This is a genomic window from Specibacter sp. NPDC078692 (genome assembly GCF_040686835.1).
Taxonomy (GTDB): domain Bacteria; phylum Actinomycetota; class Actinomycetes; order Actinomycetales; family Micrococcaceae; genus Specibacter.
Genome location: NZ_JBFBLV010000009.1, coordinates 93,975 through 120,871, shown reverse-complemented (window position 1 = coordinate 120,871; position 26,897 = coordinate 93,975). Strand labels below are relative to the sequence as shown.

Sequence of the window (26,897 nt, the reverse complement as noted above, 5' to 3'; positions counted from 1 at the left end):
AAAGCGCCGCTCCCTTTGTGGGGGCGGCGCTTTTGTGTTCCCCGACGCGAGCTGGCGAGCAGTGGGAGCGGGTGGGGAACGACGGCGGGAGGCGCCGTTACGCTGGGAGCCAGCCTTCCGCCGTCGTCCAGCAGGCAACTGCGCAAGGTGCGTGGCTGTTAGCGGGATCTATTTTCCAGCCTGTCCAGCGCCTCGGCAATATCGTCGCGGGAATTGATGTTCAGCTTCTGGTAAATCCTGGCTGAGTGAGTCTCGGCCGTTCGTTTGGAAATGACGAGCTTCTTGGTTATCTGGTTATTGGTGTAGCCGAGGGCGAGCAGGCCGGCCAGCTGTTGCTCACGCGGGGTGAGTCCGTGGATGGCGGTTGCTGGCACGAACAGCCCCCGCCGGGCAAGCAGTCTGGCCGCATCGCCACGGCTGGGCACTCCCCCGGCGCCAATGTGCTCACAGCTGGCCAGTAGCGGAGCGGCGATGGGAGCGTCGATGCTGGCTGCCAAGGTGCGGGCCCGGTCAAGCTCCCCACGGCTAAGCCCGCCGGTGGTGCAGCAGGCGAGGAGCTGCAGTGCCCGCAATTCCATGAGGGAAAAATCGAAGCTTCGAGCCAGCTCCACGAGCGCCAGCGCCTCGGCTTCCTCCCCACCAGTGGGTGCATACATGGAGGCCAATAGCAGCGAATAGCGCGAGGGCACTTCCAGCAGCCGACTCTCACCGGTGGTTCGGTTGAGCAGTTGGCGGCCTACCTGGGCGGAGGCGCCATGGTTGCCGTTCGCTGCATGGGCCAGTGCCAACGTTGCCAGCAGCAACCCTTCGGACCCTGTTCCGGAGAAGTCCTCAAGCTCGGCGCAGGCCAATGTCAGGTTTTCGGCTGCGGCCGGCCATTCCCCGTTCATGGAGGCGAGCAGGCCACGGCCAAACGCCACCAGGGTCTTGCGCATCCGCACATGGCCAGGGTTGCGGGCTATGGCCGTGTTCATGAGCCCATAGATGAATGAGGCTTCACGAACGTTGCCCGTGAGCATGTCGGAGAGGCACCAGGCTCCGACGATCTCGCCTGCCGCGAGGGGGTACTTGGCCGTGGCCCTCACGGCGTGGGTCATCTGCGCTCTAGCCAGTGCCCGTGATTTCTTGGCTTCACCGCGCTGACCAAGGGAGATGATGCGGGTAGATGCGAGCGGCAGAAAATGGGGTGTGGAACGGGTGGCCGCAAAAACGTCCCTCTGCACGTCAGCGGAGTCCGACATTCTGCCACCGTAGCTCAGATAGATACCGCGGGAGGCCCGGAGCTCAAGGATGGCAGCCTGTGAGGGCAGCTGTGATTCTGTGATGAGCTTTTCGCCCCAGTCCAGCACCGCCAACGCTTCTTCCCACAGTCCCTGCTGCAGTACATACGCATCGGCCAGGACCGTTGCCAGATTGGCCGCCAGAGCATTGCGCTGTTGCCCGTTGGGAAGGCGCTCCACGGATTCTTTGGCGCGGCCAGCATCAGCGGACACGCCCGCCGGATTGTTACTAAACCGGTGGGCTTCCATGCGGTTGATGAGAGCTTCGGCCCGGAGCGTGGCAGGGGTGTCAGCGTGGTGCAGGAGCATGGTGGCCATGCGGATGCGGAAGTCATAATCGGTAAGTGTCCGCCCATACCCGAAAGCGTCCGTGAGCAGAGGCAACGAAACCTCCTCACCCGCTGCCAGGGCCCACGACACTACAGTGAGCAGCTCCGAAGTTTCCCCCGTCCAGACAAGCTGCGAGGAATCCGCCAGGCCTGCCGGCGCGTGGGTGTGCCGGTCCATAGCCGAGGCATGAAGCGCCCGGAAGTGCCTTCTTGACTGGGCCGGAGTCAACAGCCCCTGCATCACTTCGCCAAAGATGGGGTGTGCAAGAGATACCACGGTGCCATAGTTCGGTGCCGTGGCCCTGACCCTAATGAGCCCGGCCTCGGCCAGCAAGTCAACCGCATCACGCTTGACCTCGCGGCCAAGCATTTCCAAGGACACAGGAGCGCACAGAGCCACGATTTCAAAGGCTGCCCGTTGCTCCGCCGGGAGCTGCTCAATTTCCACTCTGAGGATGTCCGTCAGAGATGTCCCTCCGGGCAAATGGCCCGCCCACACCCACAGGCCCTGCCTTGATTCAAGTTGCACAGAATTTTCCAGCACCCGCAGGAGTTCCTGCAGGAATAGGGCGTTGCCGCCTGTCATCAGAAACAGCCGTGAAACCGTTTCGGCAGCCAGCGGACGCCCCGGCAGAATGGCCGACGCAAATTCAGCAATTTCGGCGAGTGACAGCTCAGGGACGTCAATGCGTTGGAGGGCACTGTCCCGCCACGCCCGTACAAGTGTGCCGGAGGGCCCGGGGGCGCTGCGGCAAGTGAGCACCAGCCGGACATCCGTGCGTGAAATAAGGTACTCAATCACGGCCTCGCTCATTTGGTCGAGCAGGGGAACATCGTCAATGTGGATAATCAGCCGTGCCGCTTTACTGGTGGCCCTACCCGCCTTGCTCGGAATGCCGGGGGTGCCCGGCGTGCTGGCCAGGTGTCTCAGGCACGCGGCGATAATGAATTGACCAATACGATCGGGCCTCTGATCGCCAGGCTGGTCATCTTCCTCGAGAACTGCATCGAATACGGCGAGGGGCGAACGTTGGGTGGCCTCGGTTGCGGCAAAATGCACCACCTGCAGCCCGGGGTTCCGGCCGCACAGCTGTTCGATGCAATGGACAGCCAATTGCGTCTTCCCCACACCGCCAGGGCCCACAAGCAAAAGATTTGAGCCCTGCTGTTCAAGACCGGAAACAACTTGTTCCACCAACTGGTGGCGTCCCAGAAACTTTCGCTGTCGCAACACTGTGTGCCGCGAGATCATTCTTGACATGTGCTTTAGTTCCATCCGGAGGCGCAACAGGAAACGTGCGAGACAACAGCTTCCACGGCTGGGGACAGCACCGGCAGGCACGCACAGCACCCCCAGGTGCATCATATGTCTGGCCCCTTTAGAGGGCCTTGCCACACGCATTCAGCCGTACGGATTTAGTCTAGTTCAGAACCGCAAAAGGGTGTGAAAGATAACGCGACCTAGCCGGGGTTGGGCCGGCGCAGTTAGGCGCGGTCCGGGTCAGCGCCACCTACCGCTTTGTCCGGCGGGGTCGCAGATCGGCGGCCAGCACGGCGGCGATTGCGGCTGAGATCAAGTACACCTGGCTGAGCAGAAAGAACCAGACAAACAAGCCCAGGATCACGGCGAAGGGTGCCAGCAGGTCGTTGCTCGTGATGCCATTGAGCAGCATGGCGCTGAAGAGTCGCAGCACGGTGGCACCGACGCCGGAAAATAGGGCCGCCAACACCAGGACCCGTCGCCGCATGCGCACGCGCGCGGCGATGCTGAACATGACCATGGCGACGGCGATGTCCAGGATCAGCATCAGGGCGATCGAGCCGATCTGTGCGGCCGCACCTGTCAGGAACGTGCCCCAGCCCAGAAATTCGCCCACAGAGGCCATCGCGGCGGTGCTGAGTAGCCCGAGCACGGTGGTCAGGATCAGTGCCACGGCCAGCACCAGGAGGGTCACGCCGTCGCGCACCTTGGAAAGCATTGGATTGGTCCGGTCCCGGGCCAGCCCCAGTATGGAGCGGATCCCTTCGCGTAAACCGTTAATCCAACCCATAGCGGTCACAATCAACGCGGCCAAAGAGATCAGCAGCGTAGTGCCGAAGCCACCGGTGCCCAGGAGTTGTTCAGGAGTGGCGAGCCCGCCGTCGCCGGTGTCGATCAGGCCGGGCGTACTCTCGGCGACAAGTTCAATCACGGCATCCCGCAACACATCGTTGCCGGCGGCGAACATGCCAAAGATGGCGAAGCCAGCAACCAGCATGGCACCGACGGAGAAGAACATCAGGTAGGCGTTACCTGCGGCCAAAAGCGGTCCGCGGCGGCGCGTGTAGAGATTCCAGACGCGCAGGGGAAACAGCTGTGCGGCCCAGGCGTTGAGCCATGGAAACAGTGTGGTGAGCTGACGCCAAGGGCCACCGCTAGCACGCGCAGTACTAAAGTCTTCACGCTTGGTTGCGGTCCACTCCGCAAGGGCCCCACGGTCCAGCGGGCTGGGCGGCGGCTTTTCAGGCGCAGCCATGGGGCGTTTGGCAGCGACGCCGGGAGCTACGAATCCCGGAAAATGGCCAGCCTCGTGGCGGGGCCTATGTTCTGGTTGTTCCCCCAAGGCTCAGCTCCTCCCGCAGCGCCCATGTGCCTTCAATGTAGTCGAAGAGTCCAATGCTGGTCACCTCAAACTCGGCCTCGAAATCGACCATCTCTGCTTTTGCGCGCGCCATGGTGTCGGCGTCGAGGGCGTGGGCAATGGTCAGGTGCGGATGAAAGGAGAACTCGAGCAGGTGCTCCAAGGGCCCTTCCAGAAGCTTGGCATGCAGTGCGGCACAGTCCGCAGCACCATCATCAACGTTGAGAAACACCACGGGCGAGACCGGCTCAAACGTCCCTGTCCCCCGCAGTGAAAGCTTGAACGGTACGAACTCTGCCGCCACCTTACGCACGTGTTCCTCGGCTGCCGTCCAAGACTCCCACGCCCGTCCCGAGACCAATGTGATGTGGGGAGCTACGACGGCGGTTCCGGGCCCCGCGTACATCGCCCTCTTCTCGCCCAGGACCTCAGCCAAGGACGGCGGCAGTGAGATCACCACGCCAAGGCTGTCGGTGTGCGGGGCTGCCGTGGCTCCGCTCTGGCCTATACCTGGCACTGTTAGCCGACCGCCCCGAGCGGAGGGAGGAACCCCACTTTGGCGTAAACATCTTTGAGGGTGACCGAAGCAATCTCCCGTGCCTTTGCAGCGCCATGGGCCAGCAAGGAGTCCAGCTCGGCCGGATCATCGAGCAGTTCAAGGGTGCGGGCCCGGATGGGCTCCAGCCGTGCCACCACCGCCTCAGCCAGATCCACCTTCAGGTGGCCGTACATCTTCCCCTCGTACTCGCTCACCAAGGTGTCAGTGGACTTATCGGTCAACGTGGAGAGAATTTCCAGCAAGTTGGTGACGCCAGGCTTCGTTTCACGATCGTGGGCAATGACCGTGTCGGCGTCAGTGACTGCTGACTTGATGCGCTTGGCGGTGACCTTGGGGTCATCAAGAATGTTGATCAAACCGTTGGGGCCCGATGCAGACTTGGACATCTTCGACGTCGGATTCTGCAGGTCATAAATACGTGCGCCCTCCTTCTGAATGAAGGCCTCTGGCACAACGAAGGTGTCGCCAAAACGGAAGTTGAAGCGTTTGGCCAAGTCACGGGCCAACTCAACGTGCTGACGCTGGTCATCGCCCACCGGCACGCCTTGGGGGCGGTAGAGCAGGATGTCAGCTGCCATCAGGACCGGATAGGTGAACAGGCCAACGCTGGCAGCATCGGCCCCACCCTTGGCGGACTTGTCCTTGAACTGGGTCATGCGGGAGGCTTCACCAAACCCGGTGATGCAGTTCAGCACCCAGGCCAGCTGGGCATGCTCGGGCACATGGGACTGGACAAAGAGTGTTGACTTTTCAATGTCGATGCCACCGGCAATGTATTGCGCTGCCGTCTTGCGGGTGCGGTCGCGCAGTTCTGCCGGGTTCTGCTCCACCGTGATGGCGTGCATGTCGGGGATAAAAAATAGTGTCTGGTAGTCATCCTGGGTTTTGACCCAGTTGACCAAGGCCCCGAGATAGTTGCCCAGGTGCAGGCTGTCTCCGGAGGGCTGCATTCCGGAGAGGACGCGGGGACGTGCTTTGATTTCACTCATGATGGTTGAAAAGTCCTTTAGAACTTGTAGTCGACAACAAGCGGAGCGTGATCTGAGAAGCGTTCCTCGTAGGACGCCGCCCGATCCACCACGCAACTCTGGGCTTTTGCCGCCAGTCCGGGGGTGGCGGCGTGGTAGTCGATCCGCCAGCCGGTGTCGTTTGTGAACGCTTGTCCGCGGTTGGACCACCACGTGTAGGGTCCGTCCACTTCGCCAGCGAGTTCACGGGCAACATCCTTGAAGCCAATTTCCTCGCCAAAGAAGCGATCAAAGTAGGCTCGCTCTTCCGGCAAGAATCCGGCGCGCTTAACGTTGCCCTTCCAGTTCTTAATGTCCAAGGTTTTGTGGCCCACGTTGAGGTCACCTACGACCAAGGCGTGATCGCTAGCTGCAGCAAGCTGCGGCAGACGGCCGATCATGGTGTCCAGGAAACGGAACTTGTCTTCCTGCTTGGGGGTGCCCACCTCACCGGAGTGGACGTAGGCACTGACCACGGTAAGGGTTTGCGGTGTGCCGTCAGAGCCGGCAATCACGTAGTCGGCTTCGACCCAGCGGCCGGTGGTGGCGAAGTAGTCATCACCAATGCCGATGCGGGTGGCAACAGGTTCCAGCGCGTCCTTGCGAGTTGCAATCAACACGCCAGCACGGCCCTTGGCTTCGGCTTCGGCGTGCAGCACATGCCAGTCTTCGCCCAAGAATCCCTGCACGATCGCGTCCGGTGCTCGGACCTCCTGAAGGCACAAAATGTGCACATCGCGGTCTGCGAGCCAGGGGCCCATACCGTTCTTGTACGCAGCTCTGATGCCGTTGACGTTGACGCTTGCGATCCTCAAATGACCGTTTTCAATACCGTTGCTCACTTGTTCCACCTTACCCGCAGGGACCCTCGGATTCCTGTTATGCCACCCCGAGCAATGCCCCCAGTGCTACCCGAGTGCTACCTCAGTGCTATTAGTCGATGATGATGCCGCTGACGGGCTCGTCGCCGTCACCAGCAGCGGACGGCGTGGCAGACGGGCCTCCGGCAGCCTCAGCCTTACGGGCGGCGTTCTTCTTGAGCATGGCAGCATCCATCTTGGCTTCCTGCTCTTCCCAATCCGGGTTGATCATGCCGCGGCCGTTGGCGGCGGTGATGTCGATGGTGTCCAGTGCGCGGGCCACCATCTCGGGGTCCTTGCCCAGGTACTCGTTGATGACGCCCACCTGGACGTTGATGATTTTGAAGGAGTGGTCCAGCTTCAGATCGCGCGCTTTTTGGGCCGAGCGGGAGCCGGAGTCCTGAGACACCAGGTGAGTGCCGCCGTCGGACGGGGCATTGGCACTGTTCTGCTGCGCCATCTGGGCCTGCGCGAGCGCCACTTGCCGGGCGCCAAATGCCGCGGCCTTGTGCACGCCCATGTAGACGGCGGTGGAGAGCACCAGCCAGCCGAACGCGATGACGGCGATAACCCAGCCCAGCACGGTCATGTTGTTGGCGGCCATCACCACGGCCACGAGGAATACGATCGCCAGCACAATGGTGCCAACACCCGTGAATTTGCTGGGTTTGGACATTTTGCCGGATACAGGAGAAGTCATGGTTCCATTCTCTCAAATCCCCGGCCGCTCCGGGACCGCCTTCCACCAGCGGCGAACGTGGGCTTTGCCTCTCATGAAGTACGACGCCGGCACGCACCCCTGCGCCCACGTCACCAACGCCGTGTCCCCCCTGTTTGCTCCTACGTTTGTCCCTGTGTCTGTCCCCAGTTTTGCCGCTGGCTGGGGCCTGTCACTTGAAGGGATTCCAGGGCGCGTCGGGTGCCAGGACGGAGAGCCCGCCGCGGAGCAGCAGGAACCCGACGATCCCCACGACCCACAGCAGCGTCTCCCCCGCGAATTTTCCGAGCTTGCCGCTGACCCGCTGCAGCAGCGGATCCAGCCGGCGCCCGAGCGCCAGCCGGAGCAGCACCAGCAGTAGTGCCGGAATCAGCATGACCAGGCAGTACACGGCCAGCACCGCGATTTCGCCGGGCAGCGGAAGCGTTGAGTTGGAAAGGAACCCGATCGCCACGAGGTACGGAAACATGGTGGGCAGCTCCAGCAGCCCCGCCAACAGGGCCAAGCCGACAATGCCGCCGGGGCTGCGCAGGGCTTTGGACAACCGCTGCTGCCATTTGACCTCCACGGCCGGGCTGTCCGTTGGCGGCAGCCCGGCAGGCGCCTCGGACGCAGGCAGCCCAGCGGCGGTGCTTGCCACCATTGCCCGCTTCTGGGCCGCAGCCTGTGTCTCCTTCTCGGCCTTTTTTGCCGGGTTCGGCGCCAAAGCAAAGGCCAACATGCCTCCACCGCCGAGCACCATGACCCACTGGATCACCGGGAGCTGCGTCAGGGAATCTTGGCCCAGGCCGCCGACGACCCAATCAACACCGCTGAGCATGGCGATCCCGACCAGCAGGTAAAAGAACTCCAGCACGCCCAGGTACAGCAGAATCCGCGGCACCATCCGGCGGGCATCGGCGCGCAGCAGCAGCCACAGCGGGATGAGCAGGGTGCCGATGCTGGTGCTGTCGATGAGTGCCAGAACGGCTAGTTGGGCATAAATTGCGATCGTCATGGCTCCAGACTGTCAACGAAGGCCCGGCGCAGCATCGGCTATGAGTGGCAGCTATGTGTCATACCTTCGTCGCACTTGTGTCGATTTGCCTTGCCTGCGCCGGTTCCGCCCAGCAATGATGGGCAGATGGAACTCTCCCCAGCCCCCAGCCAATCGGCACCGGTACCTCAGGGCGACCCTGCCTCCCTGTTTCGGCGTCTGGGTCAACGCTTCATGCAACTGAATGTGCGCGATCTTGCGAAGATCAAAGTCGAGGACATGGCCTTGGCTGGCGGCTACTTCCTGCTGTTTGGACTCATCGATTCCGTCAATCTCAATGGAGTCGGCAGCTTCCATCTGGACCCCTTCAAATCGGCGTGGCCGGCTATTGCGGTACTGGGCTGCATGGGCGTGTTGTTCCGCCGTTCCTCTCCCGCAGCCATGGCGTGGATGTCCGGGGCTGCGGTGGTGGGGTTGGTGCTGGCCGGCCATAGCGGGGCATTTGTTTTAGCTTTTGAACTCTTCTTCTCCTTGGTGCTGTTCGGCTCACCCCGGACTTCTCAGATTGCCTCAAAGGTCGCCTGGGTGCTGACTGTCCTGGCCGTGCTTGCTACCTTCGCAACAACCTACAACGGCGCCTTGACCGTCACGGTCGGCATTATTGCCGTTGTCACGCTGCTGACCCCTGTCGAGTGGGCCGGCAATCTGCGCAAGGCCCAAGAGCTGGTAAACAGCGAGCACACACGCGCCAACGCTGTCGAGGAGGCAAGTCAACAGCGACTATTGGCCGAACGTAGCGCCCACGATCTCACCCTTGAGCGCGAGCGCCAGCACATGGCCCGCGAACTCCACGATGTCCTCTCGGCCAGACTCTCCGCCATCGCACTGCAATCGGGTGCGGCGCTGCATGCTCCGTCCGGACCGTCGGCGCACTCCCCATCCATACTCAGAGACGTGTTGACCCAGATCCGCTCTGAGAGTGTGGCGGGCTTGGGCGAGCTCAACGACATGATTCGGCTCCTGCACACCGGCGCAGTCGCCGAGACCACCGGCCAGCTCTCCGACTTGGTGGCGTTGACGGACCGACACCGGAATGCCGGGATGGAACTTTCATACTCCAATGACCTGCACGACGCCGGGACCCTCCTGCCGCTGTCTGTTCAAACCGCGGTGTACCGAGTGGCTTCAGAAGCACTGGTCAATGCGGCCAAGCATGCTGCCTCGTCGCCCGTTCAGATGACCCTGTCCCAACAAGTTGGCACGGGAGAAGTTGGCACGGGAGATCAGCCAGCGCCTGTGCTCGTATTGACCGTCACCACTCCCCTGCCCGCCTTGACTGAGAGCAACACCGCACCGGCTCCGGCCGGGACGGGAACCGGCGTTCCGAGTATGCATTTTCGCGCCGCCCATGCTGGTGGAACCGTCACGGCGGGCCCGGCGGATGGCGTCTGGCGCGTGGAACTGACTCTGCCGTTGACCACGGACACAGACATAGTCAGTCCACGCCAAGGAACTACTCACGTTAATGAAAACGAAAAATGAATAGGATCACCTGCATGAGCACCGTTCCTTTGTCCCGTCCTATCAACGTGTTAGTAGCTGACGACCACGCCGCCATTCGGCTGGGTATGCGCATGGTGGTGGACACAGCCGCCGATATGGAAGTGGTAGGCGAGGCTGGTGACGGCGCACTCGCGGTGAGCATGGCAGGGACGTTGCGGCCCGACGTCGTACTCATGGACTTACGCATGCCGGTCATGGACGGGGTTGAGGCAACTCGGCAGATTTGCGCTGGTGGGTTTGCCAAGGTGCTGGTGCTGACCACTTTTGATCATGATTCGTATCTATTTGGTGCACTGCAGGCTGGGGCCGCTGGTTTTTTGCTCAAAACGGCCGAGCCGGGTGCCATTACAGATGCGATTCGACGTGTCCACAGCGGGGATCAAGTCATTGCTCCGGAGGTAACGGCGCGGATTGTGGCGGCGGCCCTTTCGGCTGGCGGGGCCGATGGTGCTGAAACGGCACTTGCCGAACCGGCCGGGCTGGAGGTGCTCACCGGGCGCGAACGCGAGGTTTTCGAGTGCTTGGGCGAGGGCCTGAGTAACTACACGATCGGGCGGCGCCTGGGCATCTCAGAAGCCACCGTGAAGACCCACGTTTCGCGGGTGTTGGCGAAGTTGGGTCTGCAATCGCGGGTTCAGGCGGCACTACTGCGACGTAGCTAAAACACGCCCCACCTGCCCGTCGAGTCAGACGGAGCGCCGCCGAATCAGACGGAGCGCTGCGTCTGACTCGACGGGCCTCCGTCTGACTCGACGACATGGGCCCTGCGCAGCACCTCCTTGTTCCCCATGTATATCAGGCGCATCATGGTGGAACGGGCTAAGAAGCACCAGCACGTGGCCGCCCAGAACGCTAGTGCGACCGTCGCTGCGAACCTGACCCCATCTTTTCACCCAGAAGCTGCTCCAATCAGGGAAAGAGGCAGGAACATGTCAAGAATCCACGAAGGAACCCACACGCCAACGCTGTGCAGCATCGCGCCACCAGATTTGCTGGCCAGATTAGCTGTTGAGGGAACACCGAAGCAACGCGAGGCCGCAGTCAGAGCTCTGGCCACGTCCGCGGCAATTCGTTCCCAACGTGCTGTCATGGGTCAGCTGGGCCGTCGGCTCAATGTGGATACGGGCGCGCTATTGGATGGTGGACGTGAAACGGGCGAACGCCTTAGTGTGTACGACAACCAGAAACAAGGCCGCCCCTTCCTTCCCGGCGTCTTGGTCCGGGGTTGGGGCAAACCGCCAGTGGAGGATAAAGCTGTCAATGAGGCCTACGACGGCAGCAACACCACGTATGAGTTTTACCGCGACCTCTTCGGCCGGAACTCACTCGACGGCGCGGGGCTGGAACTGGTCTCCACAGTCCACTACGGGGTGGCCTTCGACAACGCCTTCTGGGACGGATCCCAAATGGTCTATGGGGATGGCAGCGGTCGGATATTCCGAGTTGGCGGCCTGACTCAATCTCTGGATGTGATCGCACACGAGTTGACCCACGGCATCACCGAGTACACCGCTGGGCTGGCCTACAGCAAACAATCAGGAGCGCTCAACGAATCTTTTTCCGACGTTTTCGGTTCCTTAGTCAAGCAGTACAGCCTGAAACAATCTGCGGCGGACGCCAACTGGCTCATCGGCGAGGGGATTCTGGTGCCAGGGCTCGGCACGGCACTTCGTTCCATGCTCAATCCCGGCACCGCCTACTCCGGCGATCAGCAACCCGGCCACATGGATCAGTACAAGGATCTGCCTGACAACAACGATCCCCGGAACGACAACGGTGGCGTGCACATTAACTCCGGTATCCCCAACCGCGCCTTCGCCCTTGCCGCGCTTGCCCTGGGCGGCAACGCTTGGGAGAAAGCCGGACGAATCTGGTACCAGGCACTCACAACTCGGCTGCGCCCCACCACACAATTTGACGAAGCCGCACATGCGACAGTTGACGTTGCCGGGACGCTCTTCGGCGCAGCCGAACAGGAAGCGGTCCACGGCGCATGGAAAGACGTTGGAGTACTTTCATGAGGCTCATCATCTTTCGCGGTGGCGGCTTCGCGGGCTTGGTGGCCCGCACCGAACTCGATGCTAATTCCCTGCCACGCGACGACGCTAAAACCTTCGCCAGCGAGATTGCTCGCGCTAATTTGCGCGAGCAGCCCCCTCCCCCGCCGGAAAAATCATGGCCAGACGCGCAGCTCTACGAACTCTGCTTGGAGGAGTCCGGGCCCGCTCTCAGCGTCCGCTATAGCGAAGAAAGCCTCCCGGAAGATGTTCGATTGCTGGTGGCCTGGGTGGATGGGCGCCCCGAACGTGTTGAGTCGATAGAACGGTGATACCTGCCCACAGCAAAAAGGAGGACGACGGCGGAACTTGAGTTCCGCCGTCGTCCTCCCCACCCGCTCCCAACGCTCGCCAGCTCGCGTCGGGGCCCTCAGGCGCGTGGGCCCACCCGGGCCCATCGAAATGCTAGGGGCGCTCGGCGGCCTCAACCACGTTGGCGAGCAACATGGCGCGAGTCATGGGACCCACTCCGCCCGGGTTCGGTGAAATCCAGCTCGTCACAGATGCGGCTGCGGGCTCCACATCGCCGGTGACAACTGCCTTGCCGTTGCCGTCGTCCACGCGGCTGACGCCAACGTCCAGGACAATGGCGCCGGGCTTCAGGTCAGCGGCCTTGATCATGTGCGGCACACCAGCGGCAGCAACCACCACGTCGGCTTTGCGCAGCTCGGCAGCCAAATCGAGAGTTCCGGTGTGTGCCAGAACCACGGTGGCGTTGATGTCGCGGCGGGTCAGCAGCAGGCCCATGGGCCGGCCGATCGTGACGCCGCGGCCAACCACCACAACACGCTTGCCGTTCAATGAAATCCCGTGGCGTTCCAACAGCACGATGCAGCCCTTGGGCGTGCACGGCAGCGGGGAGGTCATGGGACGGTTCACGTTGGCTACCAAGCGCCCCAAGTTCATGGGGTGCAGGCCGTCGGCGTCCTTGGCCGGGTCAATGGCTTCAAGCACCACGTCCTGGTCAATGTGCTTGGGCAGGGGCAGCTGCACAATGTAGCCGGTGCAGCTGGGATCCTCGTTGAGCTGACGGACGGCGGCCAGGACTTCATCCTGGGTTGCGGTGTCCGGCAGGTCGATGCGGATGGACTTGATGCCAACTTCGGCGCAGTCCTTGTGCTTTCCTGCCACGTACCACTGGGAGCCCGGATCCGAGCCAACCAGAATAGTACCCAGGCCCGGGGTGACGCCGCGGGCTGCGAGGGCAGCCACACGCACGGTCAACTCGGTTTTGATGGCAGCGGCGGTAGCCTTGCCGTCAAGGATTTGAGCAGTCATGCTTTTTACCATTCTTCCTGACCGGGGTACAGCGGGAAGTCGGCCGCGAGGGCCTTGACTCGGGCACTCAGAGCGTCAACATCGGCACCACCCTTGAGGGCTTCGGCGATGATCTCGGCAACCTCGGTGAACTCCGGAGCACCGAAGCCACGCGTGGCCAGCGCCGGGGTACCGATGCGCAGACCGGAGGTGACCATCGGCGGGCGAGGATCGAAGGGAACGGCGTTGCGGTTCACGGTGATGCCAACGCTGTGCAGGAGGTCCTCGGCCTGCTGGCCGTCCAGAACAGAGTTACGCAGGTCAACGAGGACCAGGTGAACGTCGGTCCCACCGGTCAGCACGGACACGCCGGCCTCGGTCACGTCGGGAGCGGTCAGGCGCTCGGCGATGATCTTGGCACCTTCGAGCACGCGGGCCTGGCGTTCCTTGAATTCTTCACCGGCGGCAACCTTGAAGGCCACTGCCTTCGCGGCGACAACGTGCATGAGCGGGCCGCCCTGCTGTCCCGGGAACACGGAGGAGTTGATCTTCTTGGCCCATTCCTTCTTGGCCAAGATGACACCCGAACGCGGGCCGGAGAGGGTCTTGTGGACCGTGGAGGTGACGATGTCGGAGTACGGCACCGGGTTCGGGTGCAGCCCTGCGGCAACGAGACCGGCAAAGTGAGCCATATCGGTCCACAGTAGTGCGCCAACCTCGTCGGCGATGGCGCGGAACGCGGCAAAGTCCAGCTGGCGCGGGTAGGCGGACCAGCCGGCGATGATGACCTGAGGCTTCTCGGCGATGGCCTGCAAACGCAGCTTGTCCATGTCGATGCGGAAGGTATCGGGTTCAACTTCGTACGCGGCAACCTCATACAGCTTGCCGGAGAAGTTCAGCTTCATACCGTGGGTCAGGTGTCCACCATGAGCCAGGGACAGGCCCATGATCTTATCGCCGGGCTTGATCATGGCGGCGAGTGCTGCAGCGTTAGCCTGGGCACCGGAGTGCGGCTGAACGTTGGCGTACTCGGCGCCGAACAGGGCCTTGACGCGCTCGATGGCGAGGTTCTCGGCTACGTCAACGGCTTCGCAACCGCCGTAGTAACGACGACCCGGGTAGCCCTCGGCGTACTTGTTGGTCAGGACGGAGCCCTGAGCTTCAAGCACCGCGCGGGGAGCAAAGTTTTCAGAAGCGATCATTTCCAGCGTGTCGCGCTGGCGGGCAAGCTCGTCCTTGAGGACGGCTGCAATTTCCGGATCGAGCTCGGAGAGCGGGGCATTGGTCACGGACTGGGTGGGGGAAAAAGACACTACAGACTCCTGAGTGGACAGCACGAAAAAACTCTTCTAGGAAAGATTATCGCTAATGAGTTATTGGCCGTAGTTACGGATCCATATGGAGGAATGTTGCACAGCATTATTCCTGTGACACATTCTTAGCTACCGGATTCCTTGACTAACACGGCCAAGTAACTGCATTGGCAAACGTGTCCTCGCGTCCCAGGCGTACGATCGTGAGGTCTTAGCTCGTGCTGCTCCCCGGTGGTGTCCCACCTCATCGCCAGTCGCAACGATCTCAAGTGTAGTACAGGGAGGCTTTTGAACGGTAACGTTAAACAGGTGACTGACTTGAATTCCTCCGCCGTGACCACCCCGGCCGCCTCGCACGGATATGTGCTGACGCTTTCCTGCGCTGACCAGCCAGGCATTGTCCATGCCGTATCCGGCGCCCTCCTCGAAGCCAACTGCAACATCACCGACTCGCAGCAGTACGGCAATCCCGTCACGGGCACCTTCTTCATGCGCGTTGCCGTGGAAACCACGACGGCGTATGCCCAGTTGCGTGACCAGCTCGCCGTGATTGCCGAGCAGTTCTCGCTCACCTGGACCCTGAACGCGACCGGCGCCCCGGTTCGCACCTTGATCATGGCCTCCAAGGCCGCCCACTGCCTCAACGATCTGTTGTTCCTGCAGCGTTCGGGCACCTTGCCGGTGGAAATCCCGGCCATCGTCTCCAACCACATGGATCTGAAGCCGCTCGCCGATTTCTACGGCATCCCCTTCCATTACATCCCGGTCACTGCCGACACCAAAGCCGACGCCGAGGCTGCGTTACTGGCGCTGGTCGCCGAGCTCGACGTCGAACTTGTTGTTCTGGCCCGCTACATGCAGGTGCTCTCCGACGATCTCTGCACCGCCTTGGCGGGGCGTGCCATCAACATCCACCACTCGTTCTTGCCCTCGTTCAAGGGTGCCCGGCCGTATCACCAGGCACATGCGCGTGGCGTGAAGATCATTGGCGCCACGGCGCACTACGTCACCGCCGTGCTGGATGAGGGTCCGATCATCGAGCAGGAAGTCATTCGCGTTGATCACGGGCACTCGGCGGAGAAGTTCGTCTCGATGGGCCGCGCCGTTGAGGCTCGCACGCTCGCCCAGGCCGTGCAGTGGCACGCCGAACACCGCGTGCTGCTCGACGGACACCGCACGGTCGTCTTTGCCTAAAGCGGGACGCTCCCCCGCTATCCGTCCTTAAACGCCGAGGTAGCCGGTGACCGCCGAGAATCGTGTTCTCGGCGGTCACCGGCTACCTCGATCGAGACCGGACGCGCTTTCGCCCTTGAGCGAGCCTTATGAGCCGCCTAGGCGCGCTGTTCGGGGACAAAGACCTCATGCTCGATGGGCGCGGCGGACAGGGTCTCGTAGTCATGCTGAGACAGGGCAGCCACCCGCGAGTGCTTGCGACCGTAGCCGAAGTAGGCGCACAGACCCACGATCATCCAGAGCAGGAACACCACCCAGGTCACGCCGCCGAGGTTGACCATGAGGTACACGCACATCAGCGCACCGAGGATCGGCGTCACGGGGTAGAACGCTGCACGGTAGCTGCGCTTGAGTTCCGGGCGCTTGCGGCGCAGGTAGATGACGGAGACATTGACCAGCGCGAAGGCGAACAAGGTGCCAATGCTCGTTGCATCGGCCAGGGCGCCCAGCGGGACCAGCCCGGCCGTCAGCGCAACGGCGATACCCACGATCAAGGTACCTGCCACCGGGGTGCCGCGCTTGGCGGAAATCCGGCCAAAGACCTTGGGCACCAGCCCATCGCGTGACATGGAGACGAGAATTCGCGTCTGCCCGTAGAGCACAGCCAGCACAACACTAGTAATAGCGAGCACGGCACCGATGGCGAACACCGCGGCGATCCACGGCTGGTTGGTGATTTCCTGGAGGATCTGGACCAGGGCGGCTTGCGTGCCGTCGAACCACGTCCAGTCGCGGGCGCCCACGGCAGCAACGGCCACCAGGACATAAACTGAGGTCACAATCGCCATGGACAACAAGATGGCCCGGGGCAGGTCACGCTGAGGGTTCTTGGCTTCTTCACCCGCGGTGGAGGCCGCATCGAAGCCGATGTAGGAAAAGAACACGCGAGAGGCAGCGGCCGAAACACCGGCGGTACCCATGGGCAGCAGCGGCTCAAAGTTGCCGGCATCGAATGCGGTGAAGGCAACAGCGCAGAAGAACAGAAAGATCACGATCTTGATGAACACGATGGTGGTGTTGACCCATGCACTTTCCTTGGCGCCGCGCATCAGCAGCACCATGGACAACAGCACGATGACCATGGCCGGAATGTTCAGAACACCGCTGGCTCCTGGAGGCTGCGACATGAAATCGGGCAACGCCCACCCCACGCCGGCAACAGCTTCGTTGACATATTGCCCGGCGCCCACGGCCACAGCAGCCACGGACACCGCATATTCCAGCACCAGACACCAACCACAGATCCAGGCCATACCTTCACCCAACGTGGCGTAGGTGTAGGAATAACTGGAACCGGAGACCGGCACCATGCCGGCCATTTCCGCGTAGGAAATAGCCGAGAGCAGCGCCGCAACACCGGCGATCAGGAAGGAGATGAAAATGGCAGGGCCAGCCATCGGCACGGAGTCACCCAGGATCACAAAGATGCCCGTTCCCAAGGTTGCGCCGACGCTGATCATGGTCAACTGCAGAACGCCGAAGCTTCGCACAAGCTTGCGACCTTCGGTGCCGCTGCCAGCCTCGTGGACCATCTGCGCCAGGGGTTTGCGCCGGAGCAGCTGGCGACCCAGTCCCAAAGCAGCGCCGGAGCCGCCGCGTGAGCTCACCTTTCCGGTGTTCGGCTCATCAATAGGTGACATCCCAAAGTTTCCATTCTGTGTGGCGTGGCGGGCAGATATGACTGCCAGCCCTGCATTTTCCGGTTCTGTGCCGCAGCGTTTTCCTCGCCGTGGGCGATCAGGTCATGGGGCCAGTCGGGCAGTATAGGCTCGGCGTCCGGCGGTGAATCGCCTGCGGCAAGCGACATCCAAGTTTATCCTGCTACCCCGGCCAACCACCGGTCGTATTGGGGGTAGAGACAGTGGATTGTGTCACGGCCGCGTCAGACGACACGCCCGCAGCACCTCGCGCTAGGACCATTGGCTAGGCTGGGGTCATGCAAACACGTCTCTTGGGAAAAACACACCGCACCGTATCCGCCGTCGGGCTTGGTACCTGGCAGCTGGGCGCCGACTGGGGTGAGGTCAGTGAGGCCGACGCGCATCAGGTCCTGGCCGCTGCCGCGGATTCCGGCGTGACCTTCTTCGACACCGCCGACGTTTACGGTGATGGGCGTAGCGAGCAGGTGATTGGGCGTTTCCTCAAGGAGCGCGGCGCCGATCATGGAATCACAGTGGCCACGAAAATGGGTCGCCGCATGGATCAGTTGCCTGAAAATTACTCACTAGAGAATTTCCGGGCGTGGACCGATCGCTCCCGCAAGAACCTCGGCGTGGACACTCTGGATCTGGTGCAGCTGCATTGTCCGCCCACCGCCGTCGTGAATTCCGATGTGGTTTATGACGCGCTGGATACCCTCGTGGAGGAGGGCGCCATCGCCCATTACGGCCTGAGCGTTGAGACGAGCGAGCAGGCCCTCGCCGCGATTGCCCGCCCCAATGTGGCCACCATCCAGATCATTCTCAACGCCTTCCGCCTCAAGCCGCTCGACGCCGTTCTGCCCGCCGCCCGCGCCGCCAACGTGGGCATCATCGCCCGCGTCCCGCTCGCGAGTGGCTTGTTGACCGGCAAGTACACCGCCGAGACCACCTTCGCGGCGAATGATCACCGCACGTACAACCGCGACGGCAGCCACTTTGACGTGGGCGAGACGTTCTCTGGGGTCGATTATTCGGTGGGGCTCGAGGCCGCCGCCCGTTTTGCGGCTCTGGCTCAAACGGTCGACGGCGTGAGCCCGGAAACCACGACGGCTCAGTTCGCCCTGGCTTGGCTCGCCCAGCTCGACGGCGTCTCCTCCGTCATCCCGGGCGCCCGGTCCGCGGACCAGGCCCGGGCCAACACCGCAGCAGGCTCACTGCCAGCCTTGGGCGATGCCTTCAACGCCGGTGTGCAGGAAATTTACGAGTCCTTACTGCGGGCGGATATCCACCCCCGCTGGTAACCGCACCTTGCTTTATCCCCGCTTGACCCCATGAGAATTCGCCCTATGAGAAACGGAACCGCCATGCAGCAGTTGATCACCTTGGACGGCCACACGCCGACCGTTCATGAAAGTGCCTTCGTGGCGCACACGGCCGTCCTCATTGGTCAAGCCAGCCTCGGCGCCGATTCCAGCGCCTTCTACGGTGTCGTCATGCGCGGCGACACCAGCTCCATCACGGTCGGTAACGGCACTAATCTGCAGGACAATGTGGTGCTGCACGCGGATCCCGGATTCCCCACCACGGTGGGCAACGGGGTCAGCGTGGGCCACGGCGCCATTGTCCACGGCTGCACGGTGGAGGATGACTGTTTGATCGGCATGAGCGCCACCATCATGAATGGTGCCGTCATCGGCGACGGATCCCTCGTGGCCGGAGGCGCCGTCGTCCTGGAAGGAGCCATCATTCCGCCTGGTTCCCTCGTCGCCGGGGTGCCCGCCAAGGTGCGTCGGGAGCTTAGCGCCGAAGAGCTCGAGCACGTCCGCGATAACGCCAGCCACTACGTAGATTTGGCCCGCAAGCACAAGCAGGTTCAGCACTAGCAGTTCCCGGGCCGGCGGGCGTCATCTGCAGTTCATAGAGTGTATTTAGCAATTCATCTTGCGTTCACTTCTTGACGTCAATGTGATCTATAAGGCATTGTCTTTTGTATGCTCGATGACGAACAGCCCACCACCACGCCGGCCCACAGGCCTGCCCGCAATCCGGGCTCACAATCTGCTCTGCGCAGCCGCAATCAACAGCGCATCACGCAGCAGCTACTCAAGGGTGGACCGTCAACTCAAGCCGAGCTCGCCCGCAGTACGGGCCTGTCGACCGCCACCATCTCCAATATCGTCAAGAGCATGGCCGCCGCTGAGCTGGTTACACTCACTCCCGTCACGAGCTCCGGGCGCCGGGCCATGTCCGTTCGCTACAACGGAGACAGCGCCATTGCCGCCGGCATCGACTTTGGCCGGACCCATGTGCGCGTGGTTCTCGCCAACACCGGCTACCACGTTCTCGCGGAGGAAGAGGCTCCGCTCCCCCGCGGCCACGAAGCGGCAGAAGGCATCCAGACCGCCTCCCGCCTGCTGGATAAACTCCTGAGAAAAGCAGGCATTTCCCGCTCCCAACTCATCGGCGCCGGAGCCGGCATCCCCGGGCCTATCGATAGCCGCAGCGGCAAGGTCATCCGGGGCGCCATCCTGCCCGAATGGGTCGGTATCAACCTGCACAGTGAGCTTCAGAAGGCCCTGAAAATCCCTGTCATTGTCGACAATGACGCCAATCTTGGTGCCCTCGCACAGCTCACCTGGGGAGATATGGGCAATGCCTCGAATCTGATGTTTATCAAGATTGGAACTGGCATTGGATCGGGCCTGATTCTCGGTGGTCATCTCTTCCACGGCAGCTTTGGCGTCACCGGCGAAATTGGCCACGTGACCATCGATGAGCACGGCATGATTTGCCGCTGCGGAAACCGCGGCTGTCTGGAAACTGTTGCCTCGACGGCCACCATGGTGGAACTGCTCAGCAGGGGTAGCGAGCACCCCATTTCCACGGCAGATATCCTGCGCCAAGCTGACGCTGGAGACCCCGCTACCCTGCGCGTACTCGACGACGCTGGCATGGCCATTGGGCGTGCATTGGCCAATGTCGCCAACCTGATCAGCCCCGATGTCATTGTCATTGGTGGCCCGCTGACGGAACTCGGCGAGCTCTTCTTAGCCCCCATCCGACGTGGACTTCTGCGCCATGCCGTCCCGATTATTGGGGAAAGCATCGGGCTGAAAATGTCGCAGCTCACCTCCCGTGCGGAGGCTCTCGGAGCGGCCGCACTGGTGTTCCAAAACGAGCCCAGTTCCATCATTTCTTAAACCGTTACCATCCCGTAGCGTTAAAGACTTGACCGCAAGCGTGTGATCTAGTTTACTTTTCGAGTACCGGTTAGAACTGGTACTCCGCGTAACAATTGAATTCCGCGGGCAAAGAAGCCCAAATCGCCAGTGCGAATCTGGTAGGGCACAGACAAAGAAGTCAGTTGTGGAAGGCGTAAGCATTATGGTGTCCGCGAACCCCGTCATTCTCGAGATGCGATCCATCACCAAGGAATTCCCTGGTGTGAAGGCACTTTCGGAAGTATCTATCACCGTCCATGCCAGCGAGATCCACTCCATCTGTGGCGAAAATGGTGCAGGCAAATCAACCCTCATGAAGGTTCTCTCCGGTGTCTACCCCTTCGGTAGCTACCAGGGAGACATTGTCTTCCAGAACTCCGTCTGCGAGTTCAAAGACATCCGGGCCAGTGAAAACGCCGGAATTGTTATCATCCATCAGGAATTAGCCCTGATCCCCGAACTCTCCATCACCGAGAACATCTTCCTCGGTAATGAACCCACCCGCTTTGGTGTCATCAACTGGGCCGAGGCCCGGATGCGGACCATGGAGCTGATGGCCCGTGTTGGCCTCAACGAGGATCCCGACACTCCTGTCAAGGAAATCGGTGTTGGCAAGCAGCAGCTCGTGGAAATCGCGAAGGCCTTGAACAAGTCGGTCAAGCTTCTCATCCTCGATGAGCCCACGGCCGCCCTGAACGAGTCCGATTCCCAGCACCTCTTGGATTTGATCCGCGGACTCAAGTCCAAGGGCATCAGCTGCATCATGATCTCGCACAAGCTCAACGAGATCGAGCAGGTTTCCGACTCCATCACGATTATCCGTGACGGCAAGTCCATCGAGACCCTCGATGTGAAGGCCGACGGCGTCGATGAGGATCGGATCATCCGCGGCATGGTGGGACGCACCTTGGAATCACGCTTCCCGGATCACACACCCAAGATCGGCGAGATCTTCTTCGAGGTTAAGGACTGGACTGTGGGCCACCCGCAGATCTCGGACCGCCTTGTCTGCAAGGGGTCTAACTTCAACGTCCGCCGCGGCGAGATCGTCGGTATTGCCGGGCTCATGGGCGCCGGTCGTACCGAATTGGCTCGCTCCATCTTCGGCCGCTCTTACGGTAACTACATTTCCGGGCAGATCTTCAAGGACGGCAAGGAGATCACCATGCGCAACGTCCCTGCGGCCATCAAGCATGGACTGGGATACGTGACCGAAGACCGTAAGACGCTGGGTCTGAATCTGCTCGATGACATCAAGACCACCACGGTCTCGGCAAATCTCGGTGCCATCTCCAATAACACCGTCGTTGACCGCGACAAGGAGTACTCGGTGGCAGAAGGCTACCGCAAGCAACTTCGCACCAAGGCCCCCACGGTGGATGAGGGTGTTGGAAAACTCTCCGGCGGAAACCAGCAGAAGGTGGTGCTCGCCAAGTGGATGTTCACCGACCCCGATCTCCTCATTCTCGATGAACCCACGCGAGGCATCGATGTGGGCGCCAAGTACGAGATTTACGGAATCATTCAGGAGCTGGCGAACCAGGGCAAGGGCGTCATCGTCATTTCCTCGGAACTGCCGGAGCTCCTCGGCATCTCTGACCGCATTTACACCATTTTTGAGGGCGCCATCACCGGCGTACTCGATAAGAATCAGGCCAGCCAGGAATCGTTGATGAAACGCATGACCGCTGCCACTAAGTCTGCCTAGCTCTAGGGAAGAAAAAGGACACCCCATGAACATCATCAAACAACTCTTTGGCGGTAACTCACGCCAGTTCGGCATGATTTTTGCCCTCGTCGCCCTGATCGCTTTCTTCCAGGTCAAGACAGACGGTCTGATCCTCACCCCGGATAACGTCATCAACTTGATGAACGGTTACTCCTACATCTTGATCCTGGCCATCGGCATGGTGCTGGTCATCATCGCGGGCCACATTGACCTCTCGGTCGGTTCCGTTGCCGCGTTTGTGGGCATCGTCGTCGCCCTGTCCATGCGTGACTGGGGCCTACCCTGGTACCTAGGCATCGTCGTCGGCCTTCTCCTGGGAGCCGCGATCGGAGCGTGGCAAGGCTTCTTCGTGGCCTATGTGGGCATTCCCGCCTTCATCGTGACCTTGGCAGGCATGTTGCTGTTCCGTGGCGCCAACCAGCTCTTCGGTAAGTCCCTGACCATCCCGGTCCCCAAGGAATTCCAGTCCATCGGCGCCGGTTACCTTCCCGAGATCGGCCCGAACACCGGCTACAACAACCTCACCCTGCTCATCGGCTTCATCGGTGTCGCCGCTCTCGTTTGGGGCGAACTGCGTAGCCGCAAGCGCGCCGTAGCCCTCGGTTCGGACGTCAAGCCGTTCTGGGTCACTGTTGTGAAGGTCGTTGTCTTCGCCGCCGTCATCCTGTACGTCACCTACCTCTTCGCCACCGGCCGCCCCGGCACGTCCTTCCCCATCCCGGGCATCATCCTCGGTGTCCTGGTTCTGGTCTACGGCTTCATCTCCTCCCGCACCACTATTGGCCGCCATGTGTACGCAGTGGGTGGCAACCGCCACGCCGCCGCACTCTCCGGCGTCAAGAGCAAGCGCACCGACTTCCTGGTCATGCTGAACATGTCCATGCTCGCCGGTCTGGCCGGCATGATCTTCGTTGCCCGCGCCAACGCTTCCGGCCCGTCCGACGGCGTTGGCTGGGAACTGGACGCCATCGCCGCCGTCTTCATCGGTGGCGCCGCCGTCACCGGTGGTGTGGGAACCGTGATGGGCTCCATGATCGGTGGTTTGGTCATGGCCGTGCTCAATAATGGTCTGCAGTTGCTCGGCGTGGGTTCCGACTGGACCCAGATCATCAAGGGCCTGGTCCTGTTGGCCGCCGTCGTCTTCGATGTTTACAACAAGTCCCAAGGCAAGCCCTCCTTCATCGGCTTCATGATGAAAAAGCTTGGCGGTAACAACAGCAACCCGGATCTTGAAGTTGCTGAGCCGCTCAAGGGCACCATCAAGACCGACGCCTAAATTCTTCCTCTCCTTCAAATTACGAAAACCAATAGAAAGCGAAGCACCATGTTGAAACTCAACAAGACGGTCAAAACTCTGGCCGTCCTCCTGGCCGCATCATCGCTGGCACTGACCGGCTGTGGCCGGGCAGAAACCCCCGCAGCTTCCGACAGCGCCGCCGCTGCTGGCTTTGCTGCTGACTCCTTGATCGGTGTAGCTCTGCCCCAGAAGACCAGTGAAAACTGGGTTCTCGCAGAAAGCCTGTTCAATGACGGCCTGACCGGTGCCGGTTACAAGGCTGATGTTCAGTTCGCCAACGGTGGCGTATCCGAACAGCAGAACCAGATCAGCGCCATGGTCACCAAGGGTGCCAAGGTCATCATCGTCGGTGCTATTGACGGCGGCCAGCTCGGCACACAGCTCAAGCAGGCTAAGGATGCCGGCGCGACCGTCATTGCTTACGACCGTTTGCTGCTCAATACCTCTGACGTTGACTACTACGTTGCCTACGATAACTTCAAGGTTGGCCAGCTTCAGGGTCAGGCCCTGCTGGACGGTATGAAGGCTAAGAAGCCCGAAGGCCCGTATAACATCGAACTCTTCGCCGGATCCCCGGATGACGCCAACGCGAAGGTCTTCTTCGACGGCGCCATGGATGTCCTCCAGCCGAAGATCGATGACGGAACCGTCAAGGTTGTTTCCGGTCAGAAGTCCTTCGAGCAGGCAGTTACCCAGGGCTGGAAGGCAGAAAACGCTCAGAAGCGTATGGACTCCCTCCTCGTTGGAAGCTACAGCTCCGCAACGGTTGACGGCGTACTCTCCCCCAACGACACCCTGGCCCGCGCCATCTTGACCTCCGTCAAGGCTGCCGGCAAGGCCAACCCCACGGTGACCGGACAGGATGCTGAAGTTGAGTCCGTCAAGTCCATCATGGCTGGCGAGCAGTACTCCACCATCAACAAGGACACCACCGCCCTCGTTGAGCACTCCATCCAGATGGTCAAGGATCTGCAGGGCGGCAAGACTCCCGAGATCAACGACCCCAAGTCCTACGACAACGGTGTCAAGGTTGTTCCGGCCTTCTTGCTGACGCCCCAGATCGTGACGAAGGCTAACGCTGCAGAGCAGTTCGCCAACGACAAGATCCTTGGCCCGCTGACCAAGTAGTCACCAGCCAAGGCGAGTTAATCGCGTAAGGCCCTGGTTCGCCGTCGTTCTTGATTGACGACGGCGGACCAGGGCCTTTCGCATGCCCGGTACCATGGCGGGTGGTTGGCTAGGAGGTTTCCTTCCGGCGGACCAGCTCGGCGATCCAGAGGGGCGCGAAGGGCGAGGTGCAATTGGGCGGCGTGGGGTAATCCTTCAGGACCTCGAGCCGCTCGCCGATGTCGATGGCTCGAGCGCGCAGCTGAGCATTCTCGATCCCGATCTGGGCCAGGGTGTGGTTCATGGCCCACTGGAGGCGTTCCGGGGCGTCCTTCATCTGGGCCTCGATCGTGTCCAGCAAGGCCGGGAGCAGAAGGCCGTCGGGCGATTTCACGACGCGTTCACTCGTCAACGCCCACCCTGCGCTGGCCACCACGGGATCGGGATCCGTGAACCATCCCTGGCGCAGCTGTTCTACGTGCCGGCTCTTCTTCACCACATAGTTCACGAGCCAGTCCTGCACCTTCGGGACGCGGGACTCGCGCAGCATGGCGTCCAGCTCCTCGAGGCTAAAGTCCTTGGGACGGCACATGAGAAGCGCCAGGAGTCGGGCAGCCGTATTGCCGCTGCTCCACAGCCCCGGAACCAGCTCTTGTTGGGGCTTGAGGCGCTTGGCGAGGGCCCGCAACTTGCCCAGATTCACGCCGTGATCATCGCCGTGACGTTCATTGATGGCGCGGGCCTTTGGATCCTCGAGGGCGGCCAATTCCGCTAAAACCTCGGCCACCGAAGTGGTTGTTTGAGTCGGCGTCGTCATGTCATTCTCCAATTCCCGAGCAGGTGCTCTTCATCTTACTGGGCAGGTGAGACACCGCATTCGATGACATGTGTCGAAGCGCTTGTCATGTTCCCCCGCGGATGCTGTGATGCTGGCACAATATCCCAATGACCATTCCCCGTTTTGTCGGCCGACCCGACTGGTATACCACCTTCAATCCCGAAACTCTCGCCGCCACCGGCACTCCCCTGCGCTGGGGTGTCATCGCCACAGGAAATATTGCTACCACGGTCACCACCGACCTGGCCCTGCTGGAAGACGCCGTCTTGCAGGCTGTGAGCTCACGAAGCGAGACGAGCGCCGCCGCGTTCGCTGACAAGTTTGGTTTTACCACCCACTATTTCGACGGCGGACCCTCCGGTGCCGCTGCCGCCGGACACCTCCAGCTCCTCGCCGATCCCGAGGTGGACGTGGTGTATGTCGCCACCCCGCACGGCCAGCACTTTGATATTGTGCGAGCCGCCCTGGAGAACGGCAAGCATGTCCTGTGCGAAAAGGCCCTGACCATCACCTCGGCCGAGACCCGTGCCTTGATCGAGCTGGCCCGCGCCAAGGGTCTGTTCCTCATGGAAGCCGTCTGGGCCCGCTTTGTGCCGGGCTTCCAACGCGCTTTGGAGATCATCACATCCGGTGAGATCGGTGAGATCAAGTGGGTCCGCGGAGATCTGGGCTTTGTGGCCCCCAACGACCCGTCCCTGCGCATCTGGGCACCTAACGACGGCGGCGGAGCGCTCCTGGACCTCACGGTGTACCCCTTGCTGTGGGCGTGGGGAACACTGGGTCAGCCGGAGAAGGTTGCCGCGACCGGCTCCTTGACGTCCTTTGGCGTGGATGGGCTGAACACCATTACGCTCAGCTACGCCAACGGCAGCCAGGCCCAGCTCATCAGCGGGCTCGTCTCACAGGGCCCCGGCCGTGCCACGATCTCCGGCACGCTGGGTTACATCGAGACCGTGAATTCCTTGAACAACCCGAAGGAACTCTTCATCTCCGGGCCCGGCGGCGCGACCCGCACCGAAACCTTCGAGGAGCCCGGCAGCGGCTACACCTACCAGCTGCGCGAGGTCACCCGTTGCATTCAGGCCGGGCTCACCGAGAGCTCCACCATGCCGTTGGATGATTCCTTAGCCATCATGGAGCTGTTCGACGAGGTCCGCAGCCAGCTGGGCCTGAGCTACGCCAACGACACTCGCACGGACATCTAGCGGCGCTCCCCGTATATACATCGAGGACGCAGTTTATTGGACGGCGAACACCTGAAACGGGTGCTTTCCGTCCAACACCTGCGTCCT

The 26,897-nt window shown here is 61.6% G+C and carries 23 protein-coding genes; 12 read left to right on the top strand and 11 right to left on the bottom strand.

All coding sequences use genetic code 11. From position 1 onward, the window contains the following. Positions 1 to 158: 158 nt before the first annotated feature. The 7 genes from AB0O97_RS08890 to AB0O97_RS08860 form a co-directional block, all read right to left on the bottom strand. Positions 159 to 2,870, bottom strand: a complete 2,712-nt coding sequence (locus AB0O97_RS08890) for a LuxR C-terminal-related transcriptional regulator (protein WP_363881829.1) — start codon at positions 2,868 to 2,870, stop codon at positions 159 to 161. A gap of 250 nt (positions 2,871 to 3,120) precedes the next feature. Further along, on the bottom strand, positions 3,121 to 4,212 hold the full coding sequence (locus tag AB0O97_RS08885; protein ID WP_363837075.1) for a YhjD/YihY/BrkB family envelope integrity protein: 1,092 nt from the start codon (positions 4,210 to 4,212) through the stop codon (positions 3,121 to 3,123). Beyond that, positions 4,190 to 4,747, bottom strand: coding sequence for a 2'-5' RNA ligase family protein (locus AB0O97_RS08880; protein ID WP_363881827.1), 558 nt, complete (start codon positions 4,745 to 4,747; stop codon positions 4,190 to 4,192). Before AB0O97_RS08880 ends, AB0O97_RS08885 begins: the two co-directional genes overlap by 23 nt. A gap of 2 nt (positions 4,748 to 4,749) precedes the next feature. Further along, positions 4,750 to 5,778: a tryptophan--tRNA ligase gene (gene trpS / locus AB0O97_RS08875; RefSeq protein WP_363881826.1), complete on the bottom strand. Its 1,029-nt coding sequence runs from the start codon at positions 5,776 to 5,778 to the stop codon at positions 4,750 to 4,752. Between the two features lie 17 nt (positions 5,779 to 5,795). Continuing rightward, on the bottom strand, positions 5,796 to 6,638 hold the full coding sequence (locus tag AB0O97_RS08870; protein WP_363837083.1) for an exodeoxyribonuclease III: 843 nt from the start codon (positions 6,636 to 6,638) through the stop codon (positions 5,796 to 5,798). Positions 6,639 to 6,729: 91 nt separating this feature from the next. Further along, positions 6,730 to 7,356: a hypothetical protein gene (locus tag AB0O97_RS08865; protein ID WP_363837086.1), complete on the bottom strand. Its 627-nt coding sequence runs from the start codon at positions 7,354 to 7,356 to the stop codon at positions 6,730 to 6,732. A 190-nt stretch (positions 7,357 to 7,546) separates the two neighbouring features. Then, positions 7,547 to 8,371, bottom strand: coding sequence for a GAP family protein (locus AB0O97_RS08860; RefSeq protein WP_363881824.1), 825 nt, complete (start codon positions 8,369 to 8,371; stop codon positions 7,547 to 7,549). Between the two features lie 126 nt (positions 8,372 to 8,497). Between AB0O97_RS08860 and AB0O97_RS08855 the strand changes: the two genes are divergently transcribed. The 4 genes from AB0O97_RS08855 (at position 8,498) to AB0O97_RS08840 (ending at position 12,242) form a co-directional block, all read left to right on the top strand. Further along, positions 8,498 to 9,892, top strand: a complete 1,395-nt coding sequence (locus AB0O97_RS08855; RefSeq protein WP_363881822.1) for a histidine kinase — start codon at positions 8,498 to 8,500, stop codon at positions 9,890 to 9,892. A 14-nt stretch (positions 9,893 to 9,906) separates the two neighbouring features. Then, positions 9,907 to 10,575, top strand: coding sequence for a response regulator transcription factor (locus tag AB0O97_RS08850; protein ID WP_363881820.1), 669 nt, complete (start codon positions 9,907 to 9,909; stop codon positions 10,573 to 10,575). A 267-nt stretch (positions 10,576 to 10,842) separates the two neighbouring features. Then, positions 10,843 to 11,934, top strand: coding sequence for a M4 family metallopeptidase (locus AB0O97_RS08845; protein WP_363881818.1), 1,092 nt, complete (start codon positions 10,843 to 10,845; stop codon positions 11,932 to 11,934). Then, the gene (locus AB0O97_RS08840; protein WP_363881816.1) at positions 11,931 to 12,242 is read left to right on the top strand and encodes a protealysin inhibitor emfourin; all 312 of its coding nucleotides are present in this window, start codon (positions 11,931 to 11,933) and stop codon (positions 12,240 to 12,242) included. The genes AB0O97_RS08845 and AB0O97_RS08840 overlap by 4 nt, the downstream gene beginning before the upstream one ends. A gap of 133 nt (positions 12,243 to 12,375) precedes the next feature. Here the strand turns inward: AB0O97_RS08840 and AB0O97_RS08835 are convergent, their stop codons facing one another. Together AB0O97_RS08835 and glyA are read right to left on the bottom strand one after the other, a co-directional pair. Beyond that, positions 12,376 to 13,260 (bottom strand): bifunctional methylenetetrahydrofolate dehydrogenase/methenyltetrahydrofolate cyclohydrolase, encoded by an 885-nt coding sequence (locus AB0O97_RS08835; protein ID WP_363881814.1) that lies wholly within the window; start codon positions 13,258 to 13,260, stop codon positions 12,376 to 12,378. Then, positions 13,254 to 14,540 carry a serine hydroxymethyltransferase gene (gene glyA, locus AB0O97_RS08830; protein WP_363881812.1) on the bottom strand — a complete coding sequence of 429 codons (1,287 nt, stop codon included), beginning with the start codon at positions 14,538 to 14,540 and terminating at the stop codon, positions 13,254 to 13,256. Before glyA ends, AB0O97_RS08835 begins: the two co-directional genes overlap by 7 nt. Positions 14,541 to 14,849: 309 nt before the next feature. Here glyA and purU point away from each other — a divergent pair, with 309 nt between their 5' ends. After that, entirely contained in the window at positions 14,850 to 15,734 is an 885-nt protein-coding gene (gene purU / locus AB0O97_RS08825) for a formyltetrahydrofolate deformylase (protein ID WP_363881811.1), read from the top strand. A 137-nt stretch (positions 15,735 to 15,871) separates the two neighbouring features. Here purU and AB0O97_RS08820 read toward each other — a convergent pair whose 3' ends face one another. Further along, positions 15,872 to 17,305 (bottom strand): amino acid permease, encoded by a 1,434-nt coding sequence (locus tag AB0O97_RS08820; protein ID WP_363881841.1) that lies wholly within the window; start codon positions 17,303 to 17,305, stop codon positions 15,872 to 15,874. Between the two features lie 404 nt (positions 17,306 to 17,709). Between AB0O97_RS08820 and AB0O97_RS08815 the strand changes: the two genes are divergently transcribed. From AB0O97_RS08815 to AB0O97_RS08790, 6 genes are all read left to right on the top strand, one after another. Then, positions 17,710 to 18,714, top strand: coding sequence for an aldo/keto reductase (locus AB0O97_RS08815; protein ID WP_363881809.1), 1,005 nt, complete (start codon positions 17,710 to 17,712; stop codon positions 18,712 to 18,714). Positions 18,715 to 18,759: 45 nt separating this feature from the next. Next, on the top strand, positions 18,760 to 19,296 hold the full coding sequence (locus tag AB0O97_RS08810; protein WP_363881807.1) for a gamma carbonic anhydrase family protein: 537 nt from the start codon (positions 18,760 to 18,762) through the stop codon (positions 19,294 to 19,296). Between the two features lie 108 nt (positions 19,297 to 19,404). Next, positions 19,405 to 20,613, top strand: coding sequence for an ROK family transcriptional regulator (locus AB0O97_RS08805; protein WP_363837115.1), 1,209 nt, complete (start codon positions 19,405 to 19,407; stop codon positions 20,611 to 20,613). A gap of 184 nt (positions 20,614 to 20,797) precedes the next feature. Continuing rightward, positions 20,798 to 22,342, top strand: coding sequence for a multiple monosaccharide ABC transporter ATP-binding protein (gene mmsA, locus AB0O97_RS08800; RefSeq protein WP_110484882.1), 1,545 nt, complete (start codon positions 20,798 to 20,800; stop codon positions 22,340 to 22,342). Positions 22,343 to 22,367: 25 nt separating this feature from the next. Further along, the gene (gene mmsB, locus AB0O97_RS08795; protein WP_110484883.1) at positions 22,368 to 23,639 is read left to right on the top strand and encodes a multiple monosaccharide ABC transporter permease; all 1,272 of its coding nucleotides are present in this window, start codon (positions 22,368 to 22,370) and stop codon (positions 23,637 to 23,639) included. A gap of 48 nt (positions 23,640 to 23,687) precedes the next feature. Continuing rightward, positions 23,688 to 24,788, top strand: a complete 1,101-nt coding sequence (locus AB0O97_RS08790) for a sugar-binding protein (protein WP_363837119.1) — start codon at positions 23,688 to 23,690, stop codon at positions 24,786 to 24,788. Positions 24,789 to 24,897: 109 nt separating this feature from the next. Here the strand turns inward: AB0O97_RS08790 and AB0O97_RS08785 are convergent, their stop codons facing one another. Then, positions 24,898 to 25,584, bottom strand: coding sequence for a DNA alkylation repair protein (locus tag AB0O97_RS08785; RefSeq protein WP_363881805.1), 687 nt, complete (start codon positions 25,582 to 25,584; stop codon positions 24,898 to 24,900). A 128-nt stretch (positions 25,585 to 25,712) separates the two neighbouring features. On the opposite strand from AB0O97_RS08785, the gene AB0O97_RS08780 reads away from it, so the two are divergent. Next, the gene (locus AB0O97_RS08780; RefSeq protein WP_363881804.1) at positions 25,713 to 26,810 is read left to right on the top strand and encodes a Gfo/Idh/MocA family oxidoreductase; all 1,098 of its coding nucleotides are present in this window, start codon (positions 25,713 to 25,715) and stop codon (positions 26,808 to 26,810) included. Positions 26,811 to 26,897 lie beyond the last annotated feature (87 nt).

Bases quoted from the DNA above. Each gene is read 5' to 3' on its own strand.
- AB0O97_RS08855 (WP_363881822.1), top strand. From the start codon at position 8,498: ATGGAACTCTCCCCAGCCCCCAGCCAATCGGCACCGGTACCTCAGGGC.
- AB0O97_RS08865 (WP_363837086.1), bottom strand. From the start codon at position 7,356: ATGACTTCTCCTGTATCCGGCAAAATGTCCAAACCCAGCAAATTCACG.
- AB0O97_RS08840 (WP_363881816.1), top strand. From the start codon at position 11,931: ATGAGGCTCATCATCTTTCGCGGTGGCGGCTTCGCGGGCTTGGTGGCC.
- AB0O97_RS08820 (WP_363881841.1), bottom strand. From the start codon at position 17,305: ATGGTCCACGAGGCTGGCAGCGGCACCGAAGGTCGCAAGCTTGTGCGA.
- mmsA (WP_110484882.1), top strand. From the start codon at position 20,798: ATGGTGTCCGCGAACCCCGTCATTCTCGAGATGCGATCCATCACCAAG.
- AB0O97_RS08835 (WP_363881814.1), bottom strand. From the start codon at position 13,260: ATGGTAAAAAGCATGACTGCTCAAATCCTTGACGGCAAGGCTACCGCC.
- mmsB (WP_110484883.1), top strand. From the start codon at position 22,368: ATGAACATCATCAAACAACTCTTTGGCGGTAACTCACGCCAGTTCGGC.
- AB0O97_RS08805 (WP_363837115.1), top strand. From the start codon at position 19,405: ATGCTCGATGACGAACAGCCCACCACCACGCCGGCCCACAGGCCTGCC.
- trpS (WP_363881826.1), bottom strand. From the start codon at position 5,778: ATGAGTGAAATCAAAGCACGTCCCCGCGTCCTCTCCGGAATGCAGCCC.
- AB0O97_RS08785 (WP_363881805.1), bottom strand. From the start codon at position 25,584: ATGACGACGCCGACTCAAACAACCACTTCGGTGGCCGAGGTTTTAGCG.
- AB0O97_RS08850 (WP_363881820.1), top strand. From the start codon at position 9,907: ATGAGCACCGTTCCTTTGTCCCGTCCTATCAACGTGTTAGTAGCTGAC.
- AB0O97_RS08845 (WP_363881818.1), top strand. From the start codon at position 10,843: ATGTCAAGAATCCACGAAGGAACCCACACGCCAACGCTGTGCAGCATC.
- AB0O97_RS08780 (WP_363881804.1), top strand. From the start codon at position 25,713: ATGACCATTCCCCGTTTTGTCGGCCGACCCGACTGGTATACCACCTTC.
- AB0O97_RS08815 (WP_363881809.1), top strand. From the start codon at position 17,710: ATGCAAACACGTCTCTTGGGAAAAACACACCGCACCGTATCCGCCGTC.
- AB0O97_RS08890 (WP_363881829.1), bottom strand. From the start codon at position 2,870: ATGTCAAGAATGATCTCGCGGCACACAGTGTTGCGACAGCGAAAGTTT.
- AB0O97_RS08790 (WP_363837119.1), top strand. From the start codon at position 23,688: ATGTTGAAACTCAACAAGACGGTCAAAACTCTGGCCGTCCTCCTGGCC.
- AB0O97_RS08810 (WP_363881807.1), top strand. From the start codon at position 18,760: ATGAGAAACGGAACCGCCATGCAGCAGTTGATCACCTTGGACGGCCAC.
- AB0O97_RS08860 (WP_363881824.1), bottom strand. From the start codon at position 8,371: ATGACGATCGCAATTTATGCCCAACTAGCCGTTCTGGCACTCATCGAC.